Source organism: uncultured Actinobacillus sp. (genome assembly GCF_945915845.1).
Lineage (GTDB): Bacteria > Pseudomonadota > Gammaproteobacteria > Enterobacterales > Pasteurellaceae > Exercitatus.
In genome coordinates this window covers 120163-143521 of record NZ_CAMEFX010000001.1, presented here as the reverse complement: position 1 = coordinate 143521, position 23359 = coordinate 120163, and the positions used below count along the sequence as shown (strand labels likewise).

24 protein-coding genes and 3 tRNA genes are annotated in these 23359 nt (G+C 40.0%); 17 read left to right on the top strand and 10 right to left on the bottom strand.

The window, feature by feature from the left end:
* Position 1: 1 nt before the first annotated feature.
* From Q0O89_RS00685 to Q0O89_RS00655, 7 genes are all read right to left on the bottom strand, one after another.
* Positions 2-541 carry a septal ring lytic transglycosylase RlpA family protein gene (locus tag Q0O89_RS00685; protein ID WP_293729893.1) on the bottom strand — a complete coding sequence of 180 codons (540 nt, stop codon included), beginning with the start codon at positions 539-541 and terminating at the stop codon, positions 2-4.
* 56 nt (positions 542-597) lie between these two features.
* Positions 598-1716: a rod shape-determining protein RodA gene (rodA, locus tag Q0O89_RS00680; RefSeq protein WP_293729892.1), complete on the bottom strand. Its 1119-nt coding sequence runs from the start codon at positions 1714-1716 to the stop codon at positions 598-600.
* A 5-nt stretch (positions 1717-1721) separates the two neighbouring features.
* Positions 1722-3779, bottom strand: coding sequence for a penicillin-binding protein 2 (mrdA, locus tag Q0O89_RS00675; protein WP_293729891.1), 2058 nt, complete (start codon positions 3777-3779; stop codon positions 1722-1724).
* A 3-nt stretch (positions 3780-3782) separates the two neighbouring features.
* Positions 3783-4250: a 23S rRNA (pseudouridine(1915)-N(3))-methyltransferase RlmH gene (gene rlmH / locus Q0O89_RS00670; protein WP_293729890.1), complete on the bottom strand. Its 468-nt coding sequence runs from the start codon at positions 4248-4250 to the stop codon at positions 3783-3785.
* Between the two features lie 41 nt (positions 4251-4291).
* The gene (gene rsfS, locus Q0O89_RS00665) at positions 4292-4600 is read right to left on the bottom strand and encodes a ribosome silencing factor (protein ID WP_135709973.1); all 309 of its coding nucleotides are present in this window, start codon (positions 4598-4600) and stop codon (positions 4292-4294) included.
* Between the two features lie 65 nt (positions 4601-4665).
* Entirely contained in the window at positions 4666-5511 is an 846-nt protein-coding gene (locus Q0O89_RS00660) for a 23S rRNA (adenine(2030)-N(6))-methyltransferase RlmJ (RefSeq protein WP_293729889.1), read from the bottom strand.
* A gap of 71 nt (positions 5512-5582) precedes the next feature.
* On the bottom strand, positions 5583-8174 hold the full coding sequence (locus Q0O89_RS00655) for a penicillin-binding protein 1A (RefSeq protein ID WP_293729888.1): 2592 nt from the start codon (positions 8172-8174) through the stop codon (positions 5583-5585).
* Positions 8175-8291: 117 nt separating this feature from the next.
* Here Q0O89_RS00655 and Q0O89_RS00650 point away from each other — a divergent pair, with 117 nt between their 5' ends.
* The 15 genes from Q0O89_RS00650 (at position 8292) to purT (ending at position 19364) form a co-directional block, all read left to right on the top strand.
* The gene (locus Q0O89_RS00650) at positions 8292-9110 is read left to right on the top strand and encodes a hypothetical protein (RefSeq protein ID WP_293729887.1); all 819 of its coding nucleotides are present in this window, start codon (positions 8292-8294) and stop codon (positions 9108-9110) included.
* A 10-nt stretch (positions 9111-9120) separates the two neighbouring features.
* Positions 9121-9618, top strand: coding sequence for a hypothetical protein (locus Q0O89_RS00645; protein WP_293729886.1), 498 nt, complete (start codon positions 9121-9123; stop codon positions 9616-9618).
* Entirely contained in the window at positions 9615-10148 is a 534-nt protein-coding gene (locus Q0O89_RS00640; protein ID WP_293729885.1) for a competence protein, read from the top strand. The genes Q0O89_RS00645 and Q0O89_RS00640 overlap by 4 nt, the downstream gene beginning before the upstream one ends.
* 2 nt (positions 10149-10150) lie before the next feature.
* Positions 10151-10528 carry a pilus assembly protein PilP gene (locus Q0O89_RS00635; RefSeq protein WP_293729884.1) on the top strand — a complete coding sequence of 126 codons (378 nt, stop codon included), beginning with the start codon at positions 10151-10153 and terminating at the stop codon, positions 10526-10528.
* Between the two features lie 15 nt (positions 10529-10543).
* Positions 10544-11953, top strand: coding sequence for a type IV pilus secretin PilQ (pilQ, locus tag Q0O89_RS00630; protein WP_293729945.1), 1410 nt, complete (start codon positions 10544-10546; stop codon positions 11951-11953).
* Positions 11954-12070: 117 nt separating this feature from the next.
* The gene (gene pfkA, locus Q0O89_RS00625; protein WP_293729883.1) at positions 12071-13036 is read left to right on the top strand and encodes a 6-phosphofructokinase; all 966 of its coding nucleotides are present in this window, start codon (positions 12071-12073) and stop codon (positions 13034-13036) included.
* Between the two features lie 162 nt (positions 13037-13198).
* Positions 13199-15226 (top strand): DNA helicase Rep, encoded by a 2028-nt coding sequence (gene rep / locus Q0O89_RS00620; RefSeq protein WP_293729882.1) that lies wholly within the window; start codon positions 13199-13201, stop codon positions 15224-15226.
* 84 nt (positions 15227-15310) lie between these two features.
* Positions 15311-15405: transfer RNA gene (locus tag Q0O89_RS00615), tRNA-Ser, on the top strand.
* Positions 15406-15444: 39 nt separating this feature from the next.
* A tRNA-Arg gene (locus tag Q0O89_RS00610) sits at positions 15445-15521 on the top strand.
* A gap of 64 nt (positions 15522-15585) precedes the next feature.
* Positions 15586-15662: transfer RNA gene (locus Q0O89_RS00605), tRNA-Arg, on the top strand.
* A 126-nt stretch (positions 15663-15788) separates the two neighbouring features.
* Complete coding sequence (locus Q0O89_RS00600) at positions 15789-16394, top strand: beta-phosphoglucomutase family hydrolase (RefSeq protein ID WP_293729881.1); 606 nt, start codon at positions 15789-15791, stop codon at positions 16392-16394.
* The gene (locus tag Q0O89_RS00595; protein ID WP_293729944.1) at positions 16391-16996 is read left to right on the top strand and encodes a sugar O-acetyltransferase; all 606 of its coding nucleotides are present in this window, start codon (positions 16391-16393) and stop codon (positions 16994-16996) included. Before Q0O89_RS00600 ends, Q0O89_RS00595 begins: the two co-directional genes overlap by 4 nt.
* The gene (locus Q0O89_RS00590; protein ID WP_293729880.1) at positions 16989-17465 is read left to right on the top strand and encodes a YqaA family protein; all 477 of its coding nucleotides are present in this window, start codon (positions 16989-16991) and stop codon (positions 17463-17465) included. Before Q0O89_RS00595 ends, Q0O89_RS00590 begins: the two co-directional genes overlap by 8 nt.
* 202 nt (positions 17466-17667) lie before the next feature.
* Entirely contained in the window at positions 17668-18171 is a 504-nt protein-coding gene (gene luxS / locus Q0O89_RS00585; protein ID WP_293729879.1) for an S-ribosylhomocysteine lyase, read from the top strand.
* An 11-nt stretch (positions 18172-18182) separates the two neighbouring features.
* Complete coding sequence (purT, locus tag Q0O89_RS00580) at positions 18183-19364, top strand: formate-dependent phosphoribosylglycinamide formyltransferase (RefSeq protein ID WP_293729878.1); 1182 nt, start codon at positions 18183-18185, stop codon at positions 19362-19364.
* A gap of 57 nt (positions 19365-19421) precedes the next feature.
* Here purT and hemN read toward each other — a convergent pair whose 3' ends face one another.
* From hemN to yihI, 3 genes are all read right to left on the bottom strand, one after another.
* Positions 19422-20789, bottom strand: coding sequence for an oxygen-independent coproporphyrinogen III oxidase (gene hemN, locus Q0O89_RS00575; RefSeq protein WP_293729877.1), 1368 nt, complete (start codon positions 20787-20789; stop codon positions 19422-19424).
* A gap of 81 nt (positions 20790-20870) precedes the next feature.
* Positions 20871-21302, bottom strand: coding sequence for a DUF2489 domain-containing protein (locus tag Q0O89_RS00570; RefSeq protein ID WP_293729876.1), 432 nt, complete (start codon positions 21300-21302; stop codon positions 20871-20873).
* Positions 21303-21307: 5 nt separating this feature from the next.
* On the bottom strand, positions 21308-21871 hold the full coding sequence (yihI, locus tag Q0O89_RS00565) for a Der GTPase-activating protein YihI (protein WP_293729875.1): 564 nt from the start codon (positions 21869-21871) through the stop codon (positions 21308-21310).
* 410 nt (positions 21872-22281) lie between these two features.
* Between yihI and rplJ the strand changes: the two genes are divergently transcribed.
* Complete coding sequence (gene rplJ, locus Q0O89_RS00560) at positions 22282-22773, top strand: 50S ribosomal protein L10 (protein WP_135709990.1); 492 nt, start codon at positions 22282-22284, stop codon at positions 22771-22773.
* A 57-nt stretch (positions 22774-22830) separates the two neighbouring features.
* Positions 22831-23199 (top strand): 50S ribosomal protein L7/L12, encoded by a 369-nt coding sequence (gene rplL, locus Q0O89_RS00555; RefSeq protein WP_005822167.1) that lies wholly within the window; start codon positions 22831-22833, stop codon positions 23197-23199.
* The last annotated feature ends 160 nt before the right edge of the window (positions 23200-23359 follow it).

Below are 23359 nucleotides of genomic sequence, written 5' to 3'. Positions count from 1 at the left end.
CTTATTCTTCTAACTTGTTAATTGATAAATGAGGATAATTTTTTGCAATGTGTAATTTTTCCACTTTTACACTACTTACACCGCCATGCAGCATACCTAAATCTGCCGCAGCCACACGGGATAAATCAATAATTCGTTCGCCATGAAAGGGGCCTCGATCATTAATTTTTACAATAACTTGACGGTTATTTAGCGTATTGGTGACGAGCGCGTAAGAACCCAACGGTAAGCTATTATGTGCTGCCGTATATAAATTAGATTGGTAAATTTCACCACTGGCAGTACGGCGACCATTAAATTTATTATGATAATAGCTTGCTTTACCTTGTTTTTCATAATGTTTTGCATTGGTGTTTGGGGCTGTAGTATAGGTTTTACCATTTACTTGATACACCCCTTTGCTCAATGCGTTTGCCAAGGTTTGAGTATGATTGACAATAGGTTGATTCGTAGCGCGTTTAGCTTGTGCAGAGGCTGTGCAGGCAGATAACGCCAAAGTCAAAAGCGCGGTTACAAAAAGTTTTAATTTCGTTTTAATCATAAGTTTATCTCAAGTTTTGTCTTTCGATTTGGAGCAATAGTCACTCAGAATCAAAATTAGTTCCCTTGGGAATAAAGGGTTCGTTTGTGGGTGTGAATAGACATAATGAGTCCAAACCCGGCCATCAGCGATACAAACGATGTACCACCATAACTTATTAACGGTAATGGTACACCGACTACAGGTAAAATACCACTTACCATACCAATATTTACAAAAATATACACAAAGAAAATTAACGTGAGTGCGCCGGTTAGCAATCGCCCAAAGGCATTTTGTGCTTGCACACCAATCATTAATCCTCGAATTATAATAAAGAAATAAATAGCAAGCAAAATAATCACACCGAGCATGCCATGTTCTTCACTTAATACCGCAAAAATAAAGTCGGTATGTGGCTCAGGTAAAAATTCTAGCTGAGACTGCGTCCCCAGCATCCAACCTTTTCCAAAGATGCCGCCCGAACCAATAGCAATTTTTGATTGCAAAATATGATAACCTGCACCTAAAGGATCTTTTTCAGGATCTAACAGCGTTAATACACGAGTACGTTGATAGTCGTGCATTAAATAAAGCCACATGATTGGAATAAATCCAGCCAGCCCCACAACGGCACTGGCAATCAGCCACCAGCTCATTCCGGCTAAAAATACCACAAATATCCCTGAGGCACTGACTAAAATTGAGGTCCCTAAATCGGGCTGAATAGCCACTAATAAAGTTGGAACAATAATCAGCAGCAATGCCAACATGGTATCTTTAACGCTGGCCGGTGAAGGACGATTACCTAAATAAACGGCAACCATTAAAGGCACGGCCAGCTTCACAATCTCGGAAGGTTGGAAGCGGATAAAACCTAAGTCCAGCCAACGTTGCGCACCTTTACTTGTTGCGCCTACAGCATCCACTAGGATCAGCATAATGATTCCAACTATAAATAAGTACGGCGCAATTTGTTGATAAAAACGTGGTGGAAATTGTGCCATCACAAACATAACCGTAAATCCGAGTATCACTTGAATGACGCGGTTACGGAACATGATTTCACTGCCACCTGACGCGCTGTAAAGCACAAGTAGCCCATACCCTGAAATGACTATCAGTCCTATCAATAACCAAAAATCTACATGCATTTTTTTCCAAAGAGAGGAAATTAATGATTTTTTTTCATTCATCTGTTTTATTCCTCGGGTTGATTTTCTAAGGTTTGCTCATTCAAACCTCGAGGATTTTCAACCGCACTATTATTTTCAGACACTGATTTATCCTCTGGCGGCAATGGATCTTCAGCCGGGACTTCGTTTAATACAACGTCGCTATGTTCCTGAGGTGGCGTTTTTTCAGCAGCCATTAATTTTGGTAAGCGATTATTCAAGTAAAAATCCATAATTCGACGCACGACAGGTGCCGCATTGCTTGATCCACCACCTGCATTTTCTAAAATAATGGAAACGACTACTTGTGGATTTTCATAAGGGGCAAAAGCAGTAAACCACGCGTGGTCGTGTAAATATTTCTTTAAGTTTGCCGCATTATATTTTTGCCCTTCTTTCAGACTAAAGACCTGCGCCGTACCTGATTTACCTGCAGCAATATAAGCCGTTCCGGCAAACGCCTTACGCCCCGTACCTGCCGGAGAATGAATTACGCCATACATGCCTCGTTTTGCCGCACTCCATGCCGCGGTGGTAGGCTCTTTAATATCTTCATAAAGTAGCGGATCTTTATATGGCTCAATAGTGGAACCATGGGTTTCTTTCATTAAATGTGGTGTATTGACCTTACCATTGTTCACCAAAATCGCCGTTGCTTTTGCAAGCTGCAATGGCGTTGCTGTCCAGTAACCTTGCCCAATACCTACAGGAATAGTATCACCCATGACCCAAGGTTTTTTATAACGTTTTTGCTTCCACTCACGTGTTGGCATAATGGCAGCGGTTTCTTCTTTAATATCAATACCTGTAGGCATTCCAAAACCAAAACGTTTCATCCATTCAGACAAACGGTCAATCCCCATTCGATGAGCGACGGTGTAGAAATAAGTATCTGAAGATTCCGTAATGGCTTTTTGCAAGTTTGTTGGACCATGTCCTGATTTCTTCCAGTCACGGAATTTTTTACTTGTATTAGGTAATTGGAAATAACCAGGATCAGGAATGGTCCAGTTAGGCGTAATGGTGCCTTCGGTTAATGCAGCTACCGCAACAAAAGGTTTTACTGTTGACGCCGGAGGGTATGCCCCTTGCGTTACCCGATTATATAATGGGCGATTTTCATCATTGAGTAGGCGTTTATAATCTTCGCCGGAAATCCCCCCAACAAAGAGATTATTATCATAGCTTGGGCTAGAAACCATGGCTAGAATACTGCTGTCTTTAGGATCCATTACCACAACCGCCCCCTTTTGATTACCTAATAATTCCGCAATATATTGTTGTAAAGGTAAATCAATCGTAAGGTAAATACTTTTTCCTGCAACGGGTAATTGTTCACTCAGCTTCCGTACAACTTTTCCGCGGTTATTGATTTCAACTTGCTCAAAACCGGCCGTACCATGTAACAGGTCTTCGTAAAAGCGTTCAATGCCGAGTTTTCCTATATCTGTAGTGCCGGAATATGCTGCAGATTTTTCTTCATTTTTTAGGCGTTCTGCATCCTTATCATTAATCTTTGCGACATAACCTAAAATATGCGTCATCGATTCACCGTAAATATAATGACGTCTAAAATAAGGACGAACATCTAAACTCGGATACTGATATTGCGTAACAGCAAATCGCGCAATTTGTTCTTCTGTTAAATCGGGTTTAAGTAAAATGGGGGTATATCTTGTGGAACGGCGACGTTCTTTTTTAAATTGCTCAATTTCTTCATCTGTCAATCCAATGACCGCGCGTAATTCCTCTAAAGTGCGGTCAAGATTCTCCACTTTTTCAGGAATAATATATAACCCAAAAAACGTTAAGTTTTGAGCAAGCAATGTGCCATTTCGATCGTAAATTAATCCCCGAGTAGGCGGAACAGGCAGTAACTTAATGCGATTGCCATTAGAGCGTGTCTGGTACTTATCAAACTCTTCAACTTGAAGATGATAAAGATTCATCATTAACACCATAGTCAATACTAATGTTCCTACAAACGCGACTAATGCACGGCGTGCAAAGAGATTCCGCTCCGCTTTATTATCGCGGATCGGCGCATAAGTTGGGGGGGTAAATAATTTTTTGAATAAACTCACAGATTATTCTCGATGATAAGGATGGTTTGCGGTGAGCGACCAAGCACGATACAAACTTTCCGCCACAACAACACGCACAAGCGGGTGCGGCAAGGTCAAAGGTGATAATGACCAACTTTGTTCCGCCGCCGCTTTACATTCAGGCGATAATCCTTCAGGCCCGCCAATTAAAAGACACACATCTCGCCCATCATTTTTCCAACTTTCTAATTGTTGAGCTAATTGATGGGTCGTCCAGGGTTTTCCGGGAATGTCTAAGGTGACGACTTTCCCTTTTCCACAAGCAGCAAGCATGGTTTTTCCTTCTTGCTCTAAAATACGCGCAATATCGGCATTTTTGCCACGTTTCCCGGCTGGGATTTCAATTAATTCAAAGGGCATATCTTTAGGGAAACGGCGTTGATATTCCTCAAATCCCGTTTTTACCCAATCAGGCATTTTCGTGCCAACAGCAATCAGTTGGATTTTCATAAAGTGCGGTTTATTTTTTAATTATTTTATTGAATTGAGCATTAAGCCCAAAGTTTCTCAAGTTGATACATTTCTCGACTTTCTTGTTGCATAATATGAACAATAGCTTGACCAAAATCCACAACGACCCAATCCGCTGTTGCTTTGCCTTCTTCACCAAAACTTTCAATACCCGCTTGTTTACTTTCATCAATTAATTTTTGTGCAAGTGAAGAAACATGGCGGCTTGATGTCCCCGTGCAAATAATCATATTGTCAGTGATAGATGATTTTCCACGTACATCAATGAGTTGAATGTCAGTGGCTTTCAAATCATCTAGTTTCTCGATTAAAAATTCAGTTAGATTCATCGTTAAATTCTCTTTCCATTAAAAGCGAGGGATTTTAACACAAAATCCCCCTACCATAAAATTGTCTATTCCGGTGTAATCCATTTTACGCTATAACTTCCCGTTCCTTCAGGCACAAGCGTCTTGACCAAATAAGGCAAAATTTTCTTCATTTGGCTTTCTAATTGCCAAGGGGGGTTAATAACAATCATGCCGCTTGCCGTCATACCGCGTTGATCACTATCAGGACGAACAGCTAGCTCAATTTGTAAAATTTTACGGATACCTGTTGCCTCCAACCCTTTAACAATACGCTTAGTTTGTTGGCGTAAGACAACAGGATACCAAATAGCATATACCCCGGTAGCAAAGCGTTTATAGCCTTCTTCTATTGCCTTCACCACAAGTTCGTAATCTTCTTTCAATTCATAGGGTGGATCAATTAACACAAAACCACGGCGTTCTTTCGGTGGTAATGTCGCTTTTAACTGCAAAAAGCCATCTTCACGTTTTGTGGTAACATTGGTAAATTCTTTAAAATTATTGCGTAACAAAGGAAAATCAGTAGGATGTAACTCTGTGAGCAACGCACGATCTTGCGGTCGCAACATTTGAGCTGCAATCAACGGTGAGCCGGCATAATAACGTAATTCTTTACCACCATAATTAAGTTTTTTAATTTGCGTAATGTAACGTGCAACTTCTTCAGGCAGGTCATCGCGTCCCCATAAACGCGCGATACCTTCTTGATATTCCGCGGTTTTTTCTGATTCTTCACTAAATAGGCGATAACGCCCTACACCAGAATGCGTATCAAGATAATAAAAGCCTTTCTCTTTTTGCTGTAGATTCTCAATAATCAATATTTGAACAATATGCTTTAACACATCCGCATGATTACCTGCATGAAAACTGTGTCGATAACTCAGCATGTTTTCTCCTTATAAAATGAGCTAAAAACGAACCGCACTTATATTGAAAGTGCGGTCAACTTAGGGGCTGTTTAGAAGAGTTCCTGTTGCGAACCATCAGGGGCTTGACCTAAACGCTCTTTAATGCCTTGTGGAAGATAATATCCTGAACCGGCTGCTTTTTCTTGAACATAAATCCGAGTTGGTTCTGTCCCTTTAATGAAATATTCTACTTTACCACCATTTGCACTGAGCAAGCCTGAGCCATAATCAACACGAGCTTCCATAATATTCGATGGGGTAGGCAATTCTCGTACAGGAACATCCGCTAATACCGCTTTCATATAAGTAATCCATGCAGGCATTGCTGTTGTCGCACCGGCTTCTCCTCGACCTAAATTATATTTGTTATCGTCAAAACCAACGTAAACGGCTGTAGTGATATTGGCACCAAAACCGGCATACCAAGCCACTTTAGAATTATTGGTTGTCCCTGTTTTTCCGCCAATATCTGCACGTTGAATTTGTTGCGCCATACGCCAGCTGGTTCCTTTCCATTCCAGACCTTGTTCACCGTAAATTGCGGTATTTAGCGCACTACGAATCAAAAATGCCAATTCGCCACTAATCACACGTGGCGCATATTCCACTTTCGAGGCGGCTGTTTTATCCGCTGCCATCAAATCAACATCGCCCTCATTTAAGGCACTATTTTGGACTTGAAATTCGGGAATTTCCGGTACGACACCACCCAAATCTTCGACTTCTTCTCCATTGGTTTTGTCATCCGTTTTGGCTAGATTTTCTGTCGAAATAGCTTGTTGATCAATTTCTTGGAAACCGTTCACTTTATCCTGTGTTGCACCATAAATAGAAGGAATATCATCACAAGTTGGGCAAGCTATTTTGGGGTTTGCCACAAAAATTTCATTACCATTGTTATCAATAATTTTATCAATAATATAGGGTTCGATTAAAAATCCACCATTATCAAACACCGCATAAGCACGTGCCATTTCCAATGGGGTAAAGGAGGCCGCACCTAAGGCCAGAGCTTCGCTGGCAAAGTATTGTTCACGCTTAAAGCCAAATCGTTGTAAGAAATCTGCGGTGAAAGGAATACCCGCTAATTGCATAGCGCGAATAGCAATCATATTTTTTGATTGCCCCAAACCCACTCGTAAGCGCAAAGGCCCATCGTAACGATCGGGAGAGTTCTTCGGATTCCACTCTTTTTGCCCCGGTTTTTTAATGGAAATCGGCGCATCTTGTAATACGCTAGACAAGGTTAATCCTTTTTCCAATGCAGCGGCGTAAATAAATGGTTTAATTGAAGAACCTACCTGAACTAGCGATTGGGTTGCGCGGTTAAATTTGCTTTGTTCAAAACTAAAACCACCCACAACAGCTTCAATCGCACCGTTATCTGAATTCAGTGAAATCAAAGCCGAGTTTACACTTGGAATTTGTCCCAGTACCCAGCTGTTATCACGTTTGCGCACCCAAATTTGCTCACCAATGTGAACACCTTTTTTTCCTGCAAAGCGAAGTGCGGAGGGATTTAAGGTTGTTTTATCCCCTGATGCTAAAATGATTTCCGCATTGCCTTTTGATATATCAACTACCGCTGCAGGTACAAAAGGAGCAGAATCAGGTAATTTACTTAAGGCGTCCACGATTTTATCTTCATTCCAAGGCTCTTCCCCTTTTTTCCACAAGGTTGCCGCCCCACGATAACCATGACGCATATCATAATTAATTAAATTATCCACCACCGCTTTTTGCGCTGCCGCTTGGTCTTTAGAGAGAACCGTTGTATAAACCTGATAGCCGCTATTGTAAGCAACGTCTTCACCAAAGCGTTTGACCATTTCTTGACGCACCATTTCTGTGACGTAATCTGCACGAAATTCTAATTGTGCGCCATGATAACTTGCCACAATCGGTTCTTTGATGGCTGCATCATATTCTTCTTTTGTAATATGGTTCATCTCAAGCATCCGTCCGAGAACCACATTACGGCGATCTTGCGCTCGTTTCAAAGAATACAATGGGTTCATTGTAGAAGGTGCTTTAGGTAATCCTGCAATGATAGCCATTTCAGATAAGGTTAAATCATGAAGATTTTTACCAAAATAGGTTTTGGCTGCAGCGGCCACCCCGTACGAACGATAACCTAAATAAATTTTGTTGAGATAAAGCTCAAGAATTTCGTTTTTGCTCAAAGTGTTTTCAATATCAATGGCTAACACGGCTTCTTTTGCCTTACGAATAATGGTTTTCTCCGGGGTTAAGAAGAAATTTCGGGCAAGTTGTTGCGTGATAGTACTTGCACCTTGAGATGCACCGCCTTTCGACACGGCAACGGTTACAGCACGAATAATACCGATAGGATCCACGCCATGATGTTCATAAAAACGACTATCTTCCGTATCCAAGATAGCATTAATGAGCTGTTGTGGCACATTTTCTAACTTAACAGGTATGCGGCGTTGCTCCCCAACTTCGCCAATTAATTTACCGTCAGCGGTATAAATTTGCATGGGTTGTTGTAATTCAACGGTTTTTAAACTTTCTACATTAGGTAAGGATGATTTAATGTGTGCATAAAACATTCCTCCAGCCACACACACCAAAATAACCAATGTTAAGAAAGTGCTTAATATTAATTTTGTGATCTTCATTCCAAAATTCGCTCTTTTTTAATGCGGTAATCCATAAAATTAGAAATACTTCCGCTCGTAAGTATATAAGGTTTACGTCTATTAAGCGAAAGAAATCTCAATAATCAAGGAAATATTATGAAAAAAATTAAATCTGTTATGCCTATCGGACTTTGGGTTCGAGGTAATCAAGTGGAAGCGGTTTGGCTTGAAAAACCTAAATGGGCTCACAATAAACCACACTTAAATCCACCGCCCGAGCCACATTTTGCAACAGTGCCCTTGATGCCACAGGTGACGTTAGCGAATCGTATTATTCGTGAAATGACCGTGAGCTTAAAACCACATAAAACCGAATTATTGTTTATTTCAGGGGTATTACCGAACAATGTTTGGGAGCGAAGCATTGTGGTTCCTCAACAGCTATCGGAACAAGAATGTTATCAGCAATGTGAATATTTACTGGCTTCTGAACTGCCTATTCCATTGAGCCAAGTTTGGTTTGATTATCATGCTACTTCGCTTAAACAAGGTACGTTACTCGAAATGAATGCAGTCCTAATTGAAAAAGCACAAGAGCAAATGAAACAATTTGCTCCATTACAAGTACGTGTTTTAGACAGCGTCAGTCACTCGCTGAAACGTGCTTTTGATTATTTAGATTCGACACAGCCTAAAGAAACGCTTTATCTTTATGTGGATGATCAATATGCTATTGCTTTTCAAGATAAAGGCTTTGATTTTAATGTGTTACAGATTTCGGAAGCAAATTTGACCGCACTTTATGAGCAATTCTGTCAACGCTATCAAGTGGCGCCCGAAACCGTTTGTGTTTACTTACGAAGTCCTACTCAAGAGCAGGTAAGTGAATGTGAAAAACGTCAGTGGTTGCAATATCAAACGAAGTTACCGATGATTGCCCTCGGTTTAAGCTTATGGCATTTAAATTTTTCATAAAGGGGTAAGCATGAACCTATTGCCTTGGCGTATTGAGCAATTTAAGCAAAAAAGCCGTGTTATTTTCCTTAAAACGAGTGTGGCGATGGTATTAATCGGCTTCATTAGCCTTATATTCATAGTGGCAAATCAGCATTTTACTCAAGAGATTACCCGGCAAAGAGAAATCTTGCAGCAACACCAACATAAGATGAGTGAATTAACACGACAAGCAGCTCAACTACGCCAGCAAATTATGCCTAGCGTTAAACAAGCCCCGGTCCCCCCTGAACAGGTCATTAATATGATCAACATGTTGGCAGCGTTACCGCTAACACAAGGCGAACTGCAACAAACCGAGCTTCAACAAGGCTATCTATTATTAAAAGGTACGGCGGCTAACCAATCTGAATTTGAGCAGCTTCAGCCTTTTCTAAGTCAATATTTTCCTCATATTAAGCTCTCTCAATTTGAGCCGTTGCATGATAATCAACTGCAATTTAAATTTGAGCAAGGGGAAGAGGAATGAAGCGTCAATGGGCATGGATGAATAATCCAAAGAATATTTGGGGGATTTGGGTGAATAGCTCAATTTGGCAAAAAATACTCACCGCACTTGGTGTTATTAGTCTGTTATGGCTGCTACCTTTAATCGAAATGGGTCAGAATATTCATCAGCTCAACCAACTTGAGCAAGAAACGCAACAACAAAATGAGCAACTCATACATCAACAGCGTTTAGTCGCAACATTAAAAACACAGTCACAACAAACCCCGACACCCGAACTGGCGCGGCGATTATCTGAAATTAATCAAGAAATTCAATCTGTTGCAGAACAGTTACAGATTGAAAATTTACAGTGGTCGTTTTCTCAACAGCCCACCATTAAGCTACAAATTCGCGGTCATTTTTTTGCGTTATGTGATTTTTTAACAACACTGCTCAAAAAAGAGCAACTACATGTCATCCAATGGCATATCACAAGGCTAGACGATGAAGAACTGAATGAAGAGCAATCCATTTATAGCCACCTCATTTTACAACTTGATAAGGATTAACCATGCGTTTTTTTAGCTATTTTTTACTGATGTTGTTCATTTCAACGCCAATCTATGGACAAGATCCCTTTAATAAATCTAAAGGAGCCACTGCTACAAAAGGGACAGAACAAAATTACATTTCGTTATGCCATTCAGATAAAGAAGCGGTAGCGGATAGGGTTCCCTTTAAGCAACTGTCTTTAATTGGTGTTTTAATGGAAAAAGATCGATCTGAAGCCTTATTTGCCGATCAAACCCAGCAGGTTTTTTCAGCGAAAGTTGGGGAGTTTTTGGCGCAGGAAAGACTTCAAATTAAAGAAATTTCAAAACAAAAAGTATCATTATCGCAATGGAAAAAACATTGTGAAAAGCCTGAGATGATGACGTTAAAGTTATAGGATATTTCAATGAAAATGCTTACATTCTTATTTAAGTGCGGTCTGTTTTGGGGGAGTTTTATTGCAACGACTTTTGCCAATAATCAGGTGTTCACATTACGTTTAAAACAAGCGCCGTTAGTCTCAACATTGCAACATCTTGCGGCAGAACAAAATATGAACCTCATCATAGAAGATTCACTGGACGGAACGATTAGCTTGCAACTGGAAAATACCGATTTAGATCAAGTGTTACGTTCTGTAGCGAAAATTAAGCAATTAAATTTATGGCAAGAAAACGGTGTTTATTATCTTAATCAAATGGATAGCAATGCCAAATTTGCCTTGCCTATGGAGGTTGGGGGCGAAATTGAAGATTCTAATGCGCTTGAGATGTCAACAGCACCGGAGGTGGAAACCGCAACCATAAAATTACATTATGCAAAAGCCTCCGAGGTGATGAAATCCTTAACGAGTGGAAATGGTGCCTTGGTGTCTGATATGGGGCGTTTAACTTTTGATGATCGGAGTAATGTGTTGATCGTCCAAGATAGCAACAAATCGATTCAAAATATCCGAAAATTAGTCGCTGAATTGGATAAACCTATTGAGCAAATAGCCATTGAAGCGCGGATTGTGACGATCAATGATGAAAGTTTAAAAGAATTGGGCATACGTTGGGGGATGTTTGAACCCACAAGCGTTGCCCATAAAGTTAACGGAAGTTTAGCGGCCAATGGATTTTCTGATTTGACTAATCATTTAAATGTTAACTTTGCCACGACGACCACACCGGCAGGTTCAGCCGCGTTACAGGTGGCTAAAATTAATGGACGACTTTTAGATTTGGAATTAACAGCGTTAGAACAAGAAAAAAATGTGGAAATTATTGCCAGCCCACGTTTGTTAACCACCAATAAGAAAAGTGCCAGTATCAAGCAAGGTTCTGAAATTCCTTATGTGGTGATAAACAGCAAAAATGACACTCAGTCTGTTGAATTTAGAGAAGCGGTTTTAGGGTTGGAAGTGACGCCACATATTTCACAGCATAACACGATTTTGCTTGATCTTGTGGTTAGTCAGAATTCACCCGGTAATAGGATTTCCTACGGTGAATCTAGCGAAGTCGTTTCGATTGATAAACAAGAAATTCAAACACAGGTTTTTGCAAAGGATGGGGAAACTATTGTTCTCGGTGGCGTTTTCCATGACACCATCACCAAAGGCACGAATAAAGTCCCCCTACTTGGTGATATTCCCGTTGTAGGCAAATTATTTAGCAGTGAAAGTGAACGCCATCAGAAACGTGAATTAGTTATTTTTGTCACACCTAGAATTTTAAAAAATGGCGAGACATTAGAACAATTAAAACAAAAAGAGGGATTACAAAAAGAAAAATACTCACCAATAAAAAATACGATTAAAAATACCGCTAAAAAAGCGTAACTTAGATCAACTTTTAGTAAAATTACCAAAATTTTAGTAGAGACTCGCGCGGTATTGGTGTAATCTTAGCACCAAAATTTTTTCGGATTTTATTATTTAAAATTAAAGGTGAAACCAATGATCAAAAAAATTGCAGTCTTAACAAGTGGTGGTGACGCGCCGGGTATGAACGCGGCAATTCGTGCAGTGGTTCGTTCTGCTTTAGCCGAAGGCTTAGAAGTCTATGGTATTTATGATGGTTACCATGGTTTATTCGAGAATAAAATTGAACAACTTACTCGTTATAGCGTATCAGATATTATCACTCAAGGTGGTACATTCTTAGGTTCTGCCCGTTTCCCTGAATTTAAACAACCTGAAGTGCGTGCAAAATGTGCTGAAATTTTACGTTCACATGGTATTGACGCACTTGTCGTGATTGGCGGTGACGGTTCATATACAGGAGCTAAATTACTGACAGAAGAGCATGGTTTTCCATGCATTGGTTTACCAGGCACTATCGATAATGATATTCCCGGTACAGACTATACGATTGGTTATCAAACGGCATTAGAAACAGCAGTTGATGCGATTGACCGTTTACGTGATACATCAAGCTCGCATCACCGTATTTCTATTGTAGAAATCATGGGACGTCATTGTAGTGACTTAACTATTTCTGCAGCGATTGCAGGCGGTTGTGAATATGCTATTGCCCCTGAAGTCGGCTTTGATAAAGAAGAGTTAATTCAACAAATTGAACGCAGTTTTAAAGATGGTAAACGTCATGCCATTATTGCGATTACAGAGCTTGTGACTGATGTTCATCAATTAGCAAAAGATATTGAAGCGCGTGTGGGTAATGAAACGCGTGCTACTGTATTAGGTCACGTTCAACGTGGTGGTTCGCCTTGTGCTTTCGACCGTATTTTGGCATCTCGTATGGGAGCGTATGCAGTTGAATTATTGTTAAAAGGTGAAAAAGGCCGTTGTGTGGGTATTCAACAAGAAAAACTGGTTCACCACGATATTATTGAAGCGATCGATAATATGCGCCGTCCATTTAAAGCAGAATTATTAGAAGTTTCTAAAAAATTATTCTAATCTTCAGAAAACGGAAAAAATCCACGTTTTGGCGTGGATTTTTTTATTTGTATTATCGCTGATCCTATTGATAAATCTGTTGCGAAAAGCAGGTTTAGGGTTTTATAGTAGCGGTATTTTGTGTAATGACGACAGACTATCGAACACGAGCTTAGAAACACAATGAAACTGAATCCTCAACAACAACAAGCAGTAGAATATGTGGACGGTCCTTGCCTTGTGCTTGCAGGAGCTGGTTCAGGTAAAACACGAGTAATTATCAATAAAATTGCGCATTTAATTGGAAAGTGCGGTTATTTACCACGTCAAATTGCAGCCGTCACCTTTACCAATAAAGCAGCGCGTGAAATGAAAGAACGCGTGGCACAGTCTATTGGTAAGGCGCAAACCAAAGGATTAATTGTTTCCACGTTCCATACTCTTGGCTTCGATATTATTAAGCGTGAATACAAACAGTTAGGCTTTAAAGCCAATATGACTTTATTTGATGAGTATGATCAGTTGGCGTTGTTGAAAGAGCTTACAGCAGACGTGTTAGCGGAAGATAAAGATTTATTACGTGAATTGGTGGCGGTGATTTCAAATTGGAAAAATGATTTGATTATGCCTAACCGTGCCTTGGAATTGGCGCGCGATGATAAATATCGTACTTTTGCTCTTTGTTACGAACGTTATGCTAATCAAATTCGCGCGTATAACGCCTTGGATTTTGATGATTTGATTATGTTGCCAACGCTGTTGTTTAAGCAAAATGAAGAAGTGCGGTCAAAATGGCAAGAGAAAATTCGTTATTTGTTGGTAGATGAATATCAAGATACCAATACCAGTCAATATGAATTGATTAAGTTGTTGGTTGGGCAGCGTGCACGTTTTACGGTGGTGGGGGATGATGATCAGTCTATTTATTCTTGGCGTGGTGCGCGTCCACAAAATATGGTGCGTTTGCGTGACGATTTTCCACAATTAGAAGTGATTAAATTAGAACAAAATTATCGTTCTACTCATCGAATTTTGCATTGTGCCAATATTTTAATTGATAACAATGAACATGTTTTTGATAAAAAGCTATTTTCCAATCTTGGTGAAGGAGAGAAATTACAAGTATTGGAAGCGAAAAATGAAGAACATGAAGCTGAGCGTGTTGTCGCGGAATTAATTGCCCATCGTTTTTCAAATAAGACGAAATATAAGGACTATGCGATTTTATACCGTGGTAATCATCAATCACGTTTAATGGAAAAAATCTTGATGCAGAACCGTATTCCGTACAAAATTTCTGGCGGCACGAGCTTTTTTAGCCGTGTGGAAATTAAGGATATGATGGCATATTTACGCGTGTTGGTGAATCAAGATGATGACGCGGCATTTTTGCGTATTGTGAACACGCCAAAACGTGAAATTGGTGCAGCTACGCTGGAAAAGTTGGGATATTTAGCTAATGAAAAACACGTGAGTTTGTTTGAGGCTATTTTTGACTTTGAGTTAATTCATAGAGTGACACCTAAGGCTTATGAAGCATTGCAAAAATTTGCACGTTGGATTGTAGAATTGAGTGATGAGGTTCAGCGTTCTGAGCCTGAGCGTGCGGTACGCTCGATGTTGAGTCAGTTGCATTATGAAGAATATCTTTATGAATATGCCACAACACCTAAAGTCGCGGAAATGCAAAGTAAAAATGTAGCAACGCTGTTTGACTGGGTGGCTGATATGTTGAAAGGGGATGAATTCAATGAGCCTTTGACGCTAAATCAAGTCGTTACACGCTTAACACTACGTGATATGTTAGAGCGAGGGGAAGAGGATGATGAAGCAGATCAGGTGCAATTAATGACCTTGCACGCCTCTAAAGGTTTAGAATTCCCCCATGTGTTTCTAATTGGTATGGAAGAAGGCTTGTTACCACACCAAACGAGTATTGATGAAGATAATGTAGAAGAGGAACGCCGTTTAGCTTATGTGGGCATTACACGTGCACAGCAAACGTTGCGATTCACTTTATGTAAAGAACGCCGTCAATATGGCGAATTAATAAAGCCAGAGCCAAGCCGTTTTTTACTAGAGTTACCACAAGATGATGTTCAGTGGGAACGAGACAAAGTGCCATTAACCGAAGCACAAAAACAACAAAAGGCTGCGGCGAATATTGCTAATTTACGTGCGATTTTGGCTCAATCTAAAAACAAATTGTAGATTATTCCGTCAAGTAAACAAATTTTTGCAAAAAATGTTTGACTTATTTCCAGAAAATCGTATTATACCGCCCACATCGATTGCGGTGGGATGGCCGAGCAGGCTGAAGGCGCTCCCCTGCTAAGGGAGTATAGGGTTAAAAAGCTCTATCGAGGGTTCGAATCCCTCTTCCACCGCCATTTGTATGTGTCACAATTTGATTTTTGAAATTTAATTCTGCACCCGTAGCTCAGCTGGATAGAGTACTCGGCTACGAACCGAGCGGTCAGAGGTTCGAATCCTCTCGGGTGCGCCATTTAAACTTTCTACTCTAGGGTTTGAATGTTAGGAATTAAGATTAAGAAAATTAAACACACAGGGCACCCGTAGCTCAGCTGGATAGAGTACTCGGCTACGAACCGAGCGGTCAAAGGTTCGAATCCTTTCGGGTGCGCCATTTCTCTTTTATATTTCATTTTCTTCTAAATAGATTTAATCTTCTTCATCCAAACATTTTGCATTTTAGGCAAATTCATTGCAAAATGACCGCACTTTGAAATTTCCAATAAAACCAGTCATTCACATGTTAGAACAATCTATTATTAATCAATACGATGCCCTTATCTTTGATATGGATGGCACGCTTATCGATACAATGCCAAGTCACGCTAAAGCATGGGAAAAAGTCGGAGAGCATTTAGGCTACCTTGTCAAAGGCGATGTGATGTATGAATTAGGTGGGGCAACCGTACGTACTATTGCCATGGAAACCTGTCATCGTTATGGTATTCCCTTGACGTTACTTGACGAAGTGATTCGATTAAAACGTCAATACGGCTTTGAAATGGTGATGGAAAATGCCACCTTGCTGCCCACCTTTGATATTGTTAAAAATAACCTAGGTAAACGCACAATGGCATTGGGAACAGGATCGCATAGCAATATGGTCAATATGCTGTTAGACAAATTTGATTTGCGCCGGTATTTTAATGTGGTTGTGGATGCTGATATGGTAACAACACATAAACCTCATCCCGAAACATTTTTAAAATGTGCAGAACATTTAGGTGTTTCACCCTCTCAATGTCTCGTTTTTGAAGATGCTGATTTAGGTGTGCAAGCTGCATTGAATGGAGGCATGGATGTGTTTGATGTGAGAACACACTTATTAACAAAGGCAAACAGATAATGAACGATTTAGAACGAATGAAAGCAGGATTTGCGCATCAACCTAATTATTCTGAAATGTCAGCAGCACGCTTAAGAGTAAAAGAGATGCTGTTTGATTACAATAATGTCTTGCGCCCATCACAAAAAGCAGAACGTCACGCTTTAATCAAACAAATTCTGGGTAAAACTCAAGAAAATATTAAAATCAACCCACCTTTCTTTTGCGATTATGGTTTTCAAATTGAAGTGGGGGAGAATTTCTTTGCAAATTATGGTTGTACGATGCTTGATAGCGGCGGCATTCAAATTGGTGATAATGTCATGTTTGGGCCAAATGTGAGCTTATATTCTGTTGAGCATCCACTTCACCCTGATGTACGCAACGAGGGTTGGGAACATGGACGAAAAATAATTATTGGTAATAATGTATGGATTAGTGGAAGCGTAACCATTATTGGCGGTGTTACGATTGGAGATAATGTGGTGGTTGGTGCGGGTGCTGTGGTGACAAAAGATATTCCGGCGAATTCATTAGCGGTAGGAAATCCTTGTCGTGTATTACGTGAAATTACAGAAGCCGATCGCGAATTTTATTATCGTACCTATCTCCAAAATGATTGATTTTTTAACCGCACTTTGGGGTGATTATGCCTTGTGGACAATGTTTCTGAGTGCATTTCTAAGTGCAACTATTTTACCTGGCAATTCAGAAATTGTTTTTCTTGGGCTAAGTGCGAAAATTCAGCTGTCTGAAAGCAGTTATTTCTCAACCTCCATACTTTGGTTGTTAGCGGTTGCTACATTAGGCAACACCCTTGGTAGTATCACCACTTATGCTTTGGGACGTGGGTGCCCTCCCCCTAAATTGGAACATCCTAACGTGAAAGTGCGGTGGGTTCTTAAGCAATTTCAACGCTACGGTGTTTGGGCTTTAGTATTAAGCTGGTTACCCCTAGTCGGGGATCTATGTTGTGCTGTTGCAGGTTGGTTACGCTTAAATACCCTTCAATCTCTCTTTTGTATTTTTATCGGGAAATTTTTGCGGTATTTATTTTTACTCTATATGGTAATTGGCTACACTTTTTGGTAGCGAAAGGATACAATACAGCGCAATCGTTTTCGCAAGATAAGATAGGTAAAAAAACGCCCTATTTCTGCTGAAACAAGGGCGATAAATATAACCTAAGGAACCAATTTTTTTATTATTAATTGCAACAGCAAGTTGCTTGTATTCTAAGACTTGCTTATCTTGGGAAAGTTCAAAAATAATTTCATTTTTTTAAGGAATTTTTATGCCATTACTTGATAGTTTCAAAGTTGATCACACAAAAATGACTGCCCCGGCAGTACGCATTGCCAAAACAATGACAACACCAAAAGGGGATTTATTAACCATTTTTGACTTGCGTTTTTGCATACCGAATAAAGAAATTCTATCTCCAAAAGGGATTCATACTCTTGAACATTTATTTGCAGGGTTTATGCGTGAGCACTTAAATAGCGATACCGTAGAAATCATTGATATTTCACCAATGGGCTGTCGAACCGGTTTTTATATGTCTTTGATTGGCGCACCGAGCGAGCAACAGGTAGCGGATGCATGGATGGCCTCTATGCACGATGTACTGGCAGTAAAAGATCAAAATGCTATTCCTGAGCTGAATCTTTACCAATGCGGCACTTATACGGAACATTCTCTTGAAGATGCTCATGCTACTGCTAAAAATGTGTTGGCGCGTGGCGTTGGAATTAATAAAAATGAAGAGTTAACTTTAGACGAATCTCTACTTAAATAAGGAAGCAAGACATGACAAAAATCGGTACAGCTCTGACATCAAAAGCAACAAAAGTGATGTTGCTTGGTTCTGGGGAATTAGGTAAAGAAGTGGCAATTGAATTAATGCGATTAGGCGTTGAAGTGATTGCGGTAGATCGTTATGAAAACGCACCGGCACAACAGGTTGCGCATCGCGCTTATACCATTTCTATGTTAGACGGAAATGCATTACGCGCATTGGTGGAAGAGGAAAAACCTGATTATATTGTGCCTGAAGTAGAAGCTATTGCTACCGAGACTTTGGTTGAATTAGAACAAGAAGGTTTTACCGTTGTACCAACGGCAAAAGCCACGAAATTAACCATGAACCGAGAAGGTATTCGCCGCTTAGCCGCCGAAGAGTTGGGGTTGCCCACTTCTAACTATGAATTTGTAGCGGATTTTGCCGGCTTTGAAAGTGCGGTGAAAAAAATTGGCGTTCCTTGTGTGGTGAAACCCATTATGTCCTCATCAGGTCATGGACAATCGGTGATTAAGTCTTTTGATGAGATTCAAAAAGCATGGGATTATGCACAAGAGGGTGGTCGCGCAGGGGCAGGTCGCGTTATTGTGGAAGGGTTTGTCAAATTTGATTATGAAATTACCTTGCTGACCGTGCGTCATATTGGCGGAACCTCATTCCTTGCGCCAATTGGTCATCGTCAAGAAAATGGCGATTATCGCGAATCATGGCAACCGCAAGCAATGTCTGAAGTAGCATTGAAAAAAGCCCAAGAGATCGCAGAAAAAATTACAACTGCATTAGGCGGACGCGGTATTTTTGGGGTAGAAATGTTTGTACGCGGTGATGAGGTGATTTTCAACGAAGTCTCACCACGTCCGCATGATACAGGTATGGTCACCTTAATTTCCCAAGAACTCTCTGAATTTGCTTTACATGCCCGTGCTATTTTAGGGTTGCCGATCCCAACAATTAATTTAATTAGCCCAGCGGCAAGTAAAGCCGTGGTTGTGGAAGGTAAGTCAAACCAAGTGCAATTTGGTAATCTAGCTGAAGTTTTAGCAGAACCTAATACAGATTTGCGTATTTTTGGCAAAGGTGAGGTGGATGGCCATCGCCGTATGGCAGTGATTTTAAGTCGTGATATTTCTGTAGAAAAAGCCCTAGAAAAAGCCCTTCGAGCTTATGATAAGTTAGAGATTACGCTTTAAAAAACGATTCAAAAAATAACCGCACTTTTATTAAGCTAAAAGTGCGGTTATTTTTTATTAAATAATTCTTGAAAATTGTTGTCTGCGCGCCGCTTGTCTTGAGTAAGTGTCAAAACACAAACAAATATTACGAATTAATAACCGTCCTGTTGGCGAGACAATAATTCCTTCATCATTTATTTCTAATAGACCGTCTTCAGCTAAAGGGCGGAGCAAGTCTAAATCTTCTGCGAAATAGGATTTGAAGTGAATGTTATATTGTTTTTCAATTGAATTGAAATCCAATTTAAAGTTGCAAATTAACGCCTTAATCACATCACGGCGCAAGCAATCTTCTTGAGTGAGCGCAAGTCCTTTGTGTAATGCTGTGCCACGACTGTCCACATCTGCATAATAGTGCTTTAATTCTTTTTGATTTTGAGCATAGGTATCACCTAATAAACTAATCGCAGATACGCCTAAACCGAGTAAATCGCATTCTTCTTGAGTGGTGTAACCTTGAAAATTACGGTGTAATACGCCCTTATCTTGTGCAATGGCCAGTTCATCATCAGGTTTGGCGAAATGATCCATGCCGATAAATTTATAACCGGCTTTGCCTAAGGTTTCGATAGTTTTCTCTAAAATGGTGAGTTTTGTTTCTGGTGCCGGTAATTGTTCCTCTTTTATTTTTGCCTGACCAGCAAAACGACTTGGTAGGTGGGCATAATTGAACACGCTTAAACGATCCGGATTAAGTTCAATAACCTTTTGCAAGGTAAACATAAAACTTTCTACATTTTGTAACGGTAATCCATAGATTAAATCTAAGTTCGTAGATTGAAAGCCAAGCTCTCGTGCATGAACAAGAAGTTGACGAATAAAATCTTCATCTTGTTCACGGTTTACTGCTTTCTGCACCTCTTTATTGAAATCTTGAACACCCATGCTAATGCGATTAAAACCAATGTTTTTCAGATGGCTTAGCATAGAAAGCTCAATTTCGCGCGGATCCATTTCAATAGAAATTTCTGCATTGGGGGCAATTTCAAAATGCTGCCGGAGTATTTTCATTAAGCGAGCAGACTGAGTTTCTGATAAATAAGTGGGAGTGCCGCCGCCCCAGTGAATCTGCGTAACGGTTCGATTTTTGAAGAGTGGCGCACGATGGCTCACTTCTTTCTCTAAAAAATCCAAATAAATATCCGCTTTATGTTGGTGGCGTGTGATGACTTTGTTACAGCCACAGAAATAGCAAAGTTTATGGCAAAAAGGAATATGTACATAAAGTGATAATGGGCGTTCAGGATAACGCAATGCCGCAGCGTGGAAATCTTTATCTGTATAGTTTTCGTGAAATTCTAATGCGGTAGGATAAGAGGTATATCTTGGTCCGGATTGATTGTATTTTTGGATTAAGTTTAGGTCGAAAGTGATGTTGTTCATGGTTTTCTATTTAACGAAATGCGGTCAAGATTTTTAGAATTTGGTTTGGGGATAGTTTTTTATTTATCCCCATGATATGTGTTAGGTAATTTCTTTTAACAGTTGTAAAACTTCTTCTTTAATTTTTTCTTCTAACTCAACTTCTTTGCTTTCGCGTGCTAAGTCGAGTTTCATTCGTTCATTTTTCTTTAAAGCCTTGCGTTCTTCATGTGTAGGCATATTTCGTACGACTTCATATAATGCCCACATAGCAGGATAGTCCTGCAAACGTTTTTGTCCCAGTGGTTCAAGTAACATTCGTAAACGAATAACGCCCTCTGAATGATTGCATTCATTGCTATGCATGGCTCGTGCAATAATTTCGATACTTTCTTTAATACGCGTAATGCGTGCTTGTTTGGCTTGTTCAAACAACTGTTTTTGTTGGCGTAACTTGGCAAACAAATAAATAGAATATGCACCCATTAAGACAATGATCGCAATACCAAAAATGAGTAAAACTGTCGTCCACATAAGCATTATCTAAATTGGTTAATATCAATTTTTTCGAAAGTGTTCAGTAAATCGTCTTCGCTATCTTCCTCTTCAATACCCAGTTCATCCATTAATTCAGCAATGCGATCTAGGCATTCGTCCACAAATTTCTGATCTGCGACACTGATGGTTTTACCTGCATCAAGCTGATCCAACAAGTCATTTAAGCACTCATTATTTTCTAGTTGTTCAAGTTCTAATTCAGGTGAAAGTGCGGTTGGTTTTGTGTCCAATTTAACGGGTTGAATAAATTGTCCTTTTTCGGGTTTATTCACAAATTCAACGATTAAAGGCACTTTTTTACGGCTACCAATACGTGGATCTTTTTTCTCTGTTTGCTGGGCATTATTTTGTGTATCGCTTACGCTGTGGCGAGAGCCTGAAGCTAAGCCTTTGTGTTTACGTTTACGCTTTTCTTCTCGCGCCTTGGCATCAAGCTCATAACGAGAGAGTTTCTTGCCCGAAAGCGGTTTGCTTTCAGGTTTCTTATCAGCCTTACGAGCAGGCATGATATCTGTAAGACGGCGTGATTTTTTTTGTCTAGACATAATGGTTCAATAAAAGTAGGTTATTAAAAATATTATTGGATTGTACCATAAAAATACTGAAAATCATGAATGTGATGACAAGGGCAGTTTATATTTTCTCGAAAGACAAACTTAAATTGAATAAAAAATGATATTTTGCTTTACAATGATAGTCAAAGTCAGTATTATACCGGCCTATTTTGTGGGCAACCACAAATCTGATGGTGCTTGCCAATCAAGCCCCGTCCAAGACCGTAGGGGAAAATGCACGAGAGTGCGGTCAGAAATGACAAAATTTTCTTAATCACCTACGTAGATGGTGAACAGAAAAAGAATTTTCTGCTTCTGTACACCGAAGTCGTCCTAGTACGCCGTTTGTATTAGGTAATTTAATTCCGAGAAATCGGAGTGTATTCAGGAGCTAAAAGCCAATGGCATTAAATCTTCAAGACAAACAAGCAATTGTTGCTGAAGTAAATGAAGCAGCCAAAGGTGCCCTTTCAGCTGTAATCGCGGATTCACGTGGTGTAACAGTTGATAAAATGACTGATTTACGTAAAGCAGCTCGTGAAGCTGGTGTTTCAATGCGTGTTGTTCGTAATACTTTATTACGCCGTGCAGTTGAAGGTACAGAATTCGAATGCTTAAAAGATACGTTTACCGGTCCAACTCTTATTGCATTCTCAAATGAACATCCAGGTGCAGCAGCACGTTTGTTCACTGAGTTCGCAAAAGCAAACAAAGAGTTTGAAATTAAAGGTGCAGCCTTTGAAGGTAAAATCCAAGATGTTGCATTCTTGGCAACGTTACCAACTTACGAAGAAGCGATTGCACGTTTAATGGGTACAATGAAAGAAGCTGCGGCAGGCAAACTTGTTCGCACTTTTGCAGCATTACGCGACAAATTACAAGAAGCGGCTTAATTTCAAGCAAGAACTTCTTAACTCGTTTAACTTTATTTACATTAGGAATTGATTGTTATGTCATTAACTAACGAACAACTTATCGAAGCGATTGCTTCTAAATCAGTATCAGAAATCGTTGAATTAATCGCAGCGATGGAAGAAAAATTCGGCGTTTCAGCAGCGGCAGCAGTAGCAGCAGCTCCGGCAGCAGGCGCAGCGGCAGCAGAAGAAAAAACTGAATTCGATGTAGTATTAGCAGACGCTGGTGCGAACAAAGTAGCTGTAATCAAAGCAGTACGTGGTGCAACAGGTTTAGGCTTAAAAGAAGCTAAAGACTTAGTTGAATCTGCTCCGGCTAACTTAAAAGAAGGCATCTCTAAAGCTGAAGCTGAAGCATTGAAAAAAGAATTAGAAGAAGCTGGCGCGAAAGTAGAAATCAAATAATTTTGATTTTGAACCCACTTTTCGAAGTTCAAGAGACCCCGATGGTAACATCGGGGTTTTTGTTTATATAATGCCTAAGGAATGATTGCCAAAGTCCTCACAAAATACTATAATACACAACCATTTTTAAAAAATGCAGCTGGCAGTGAAAATCTGTCAG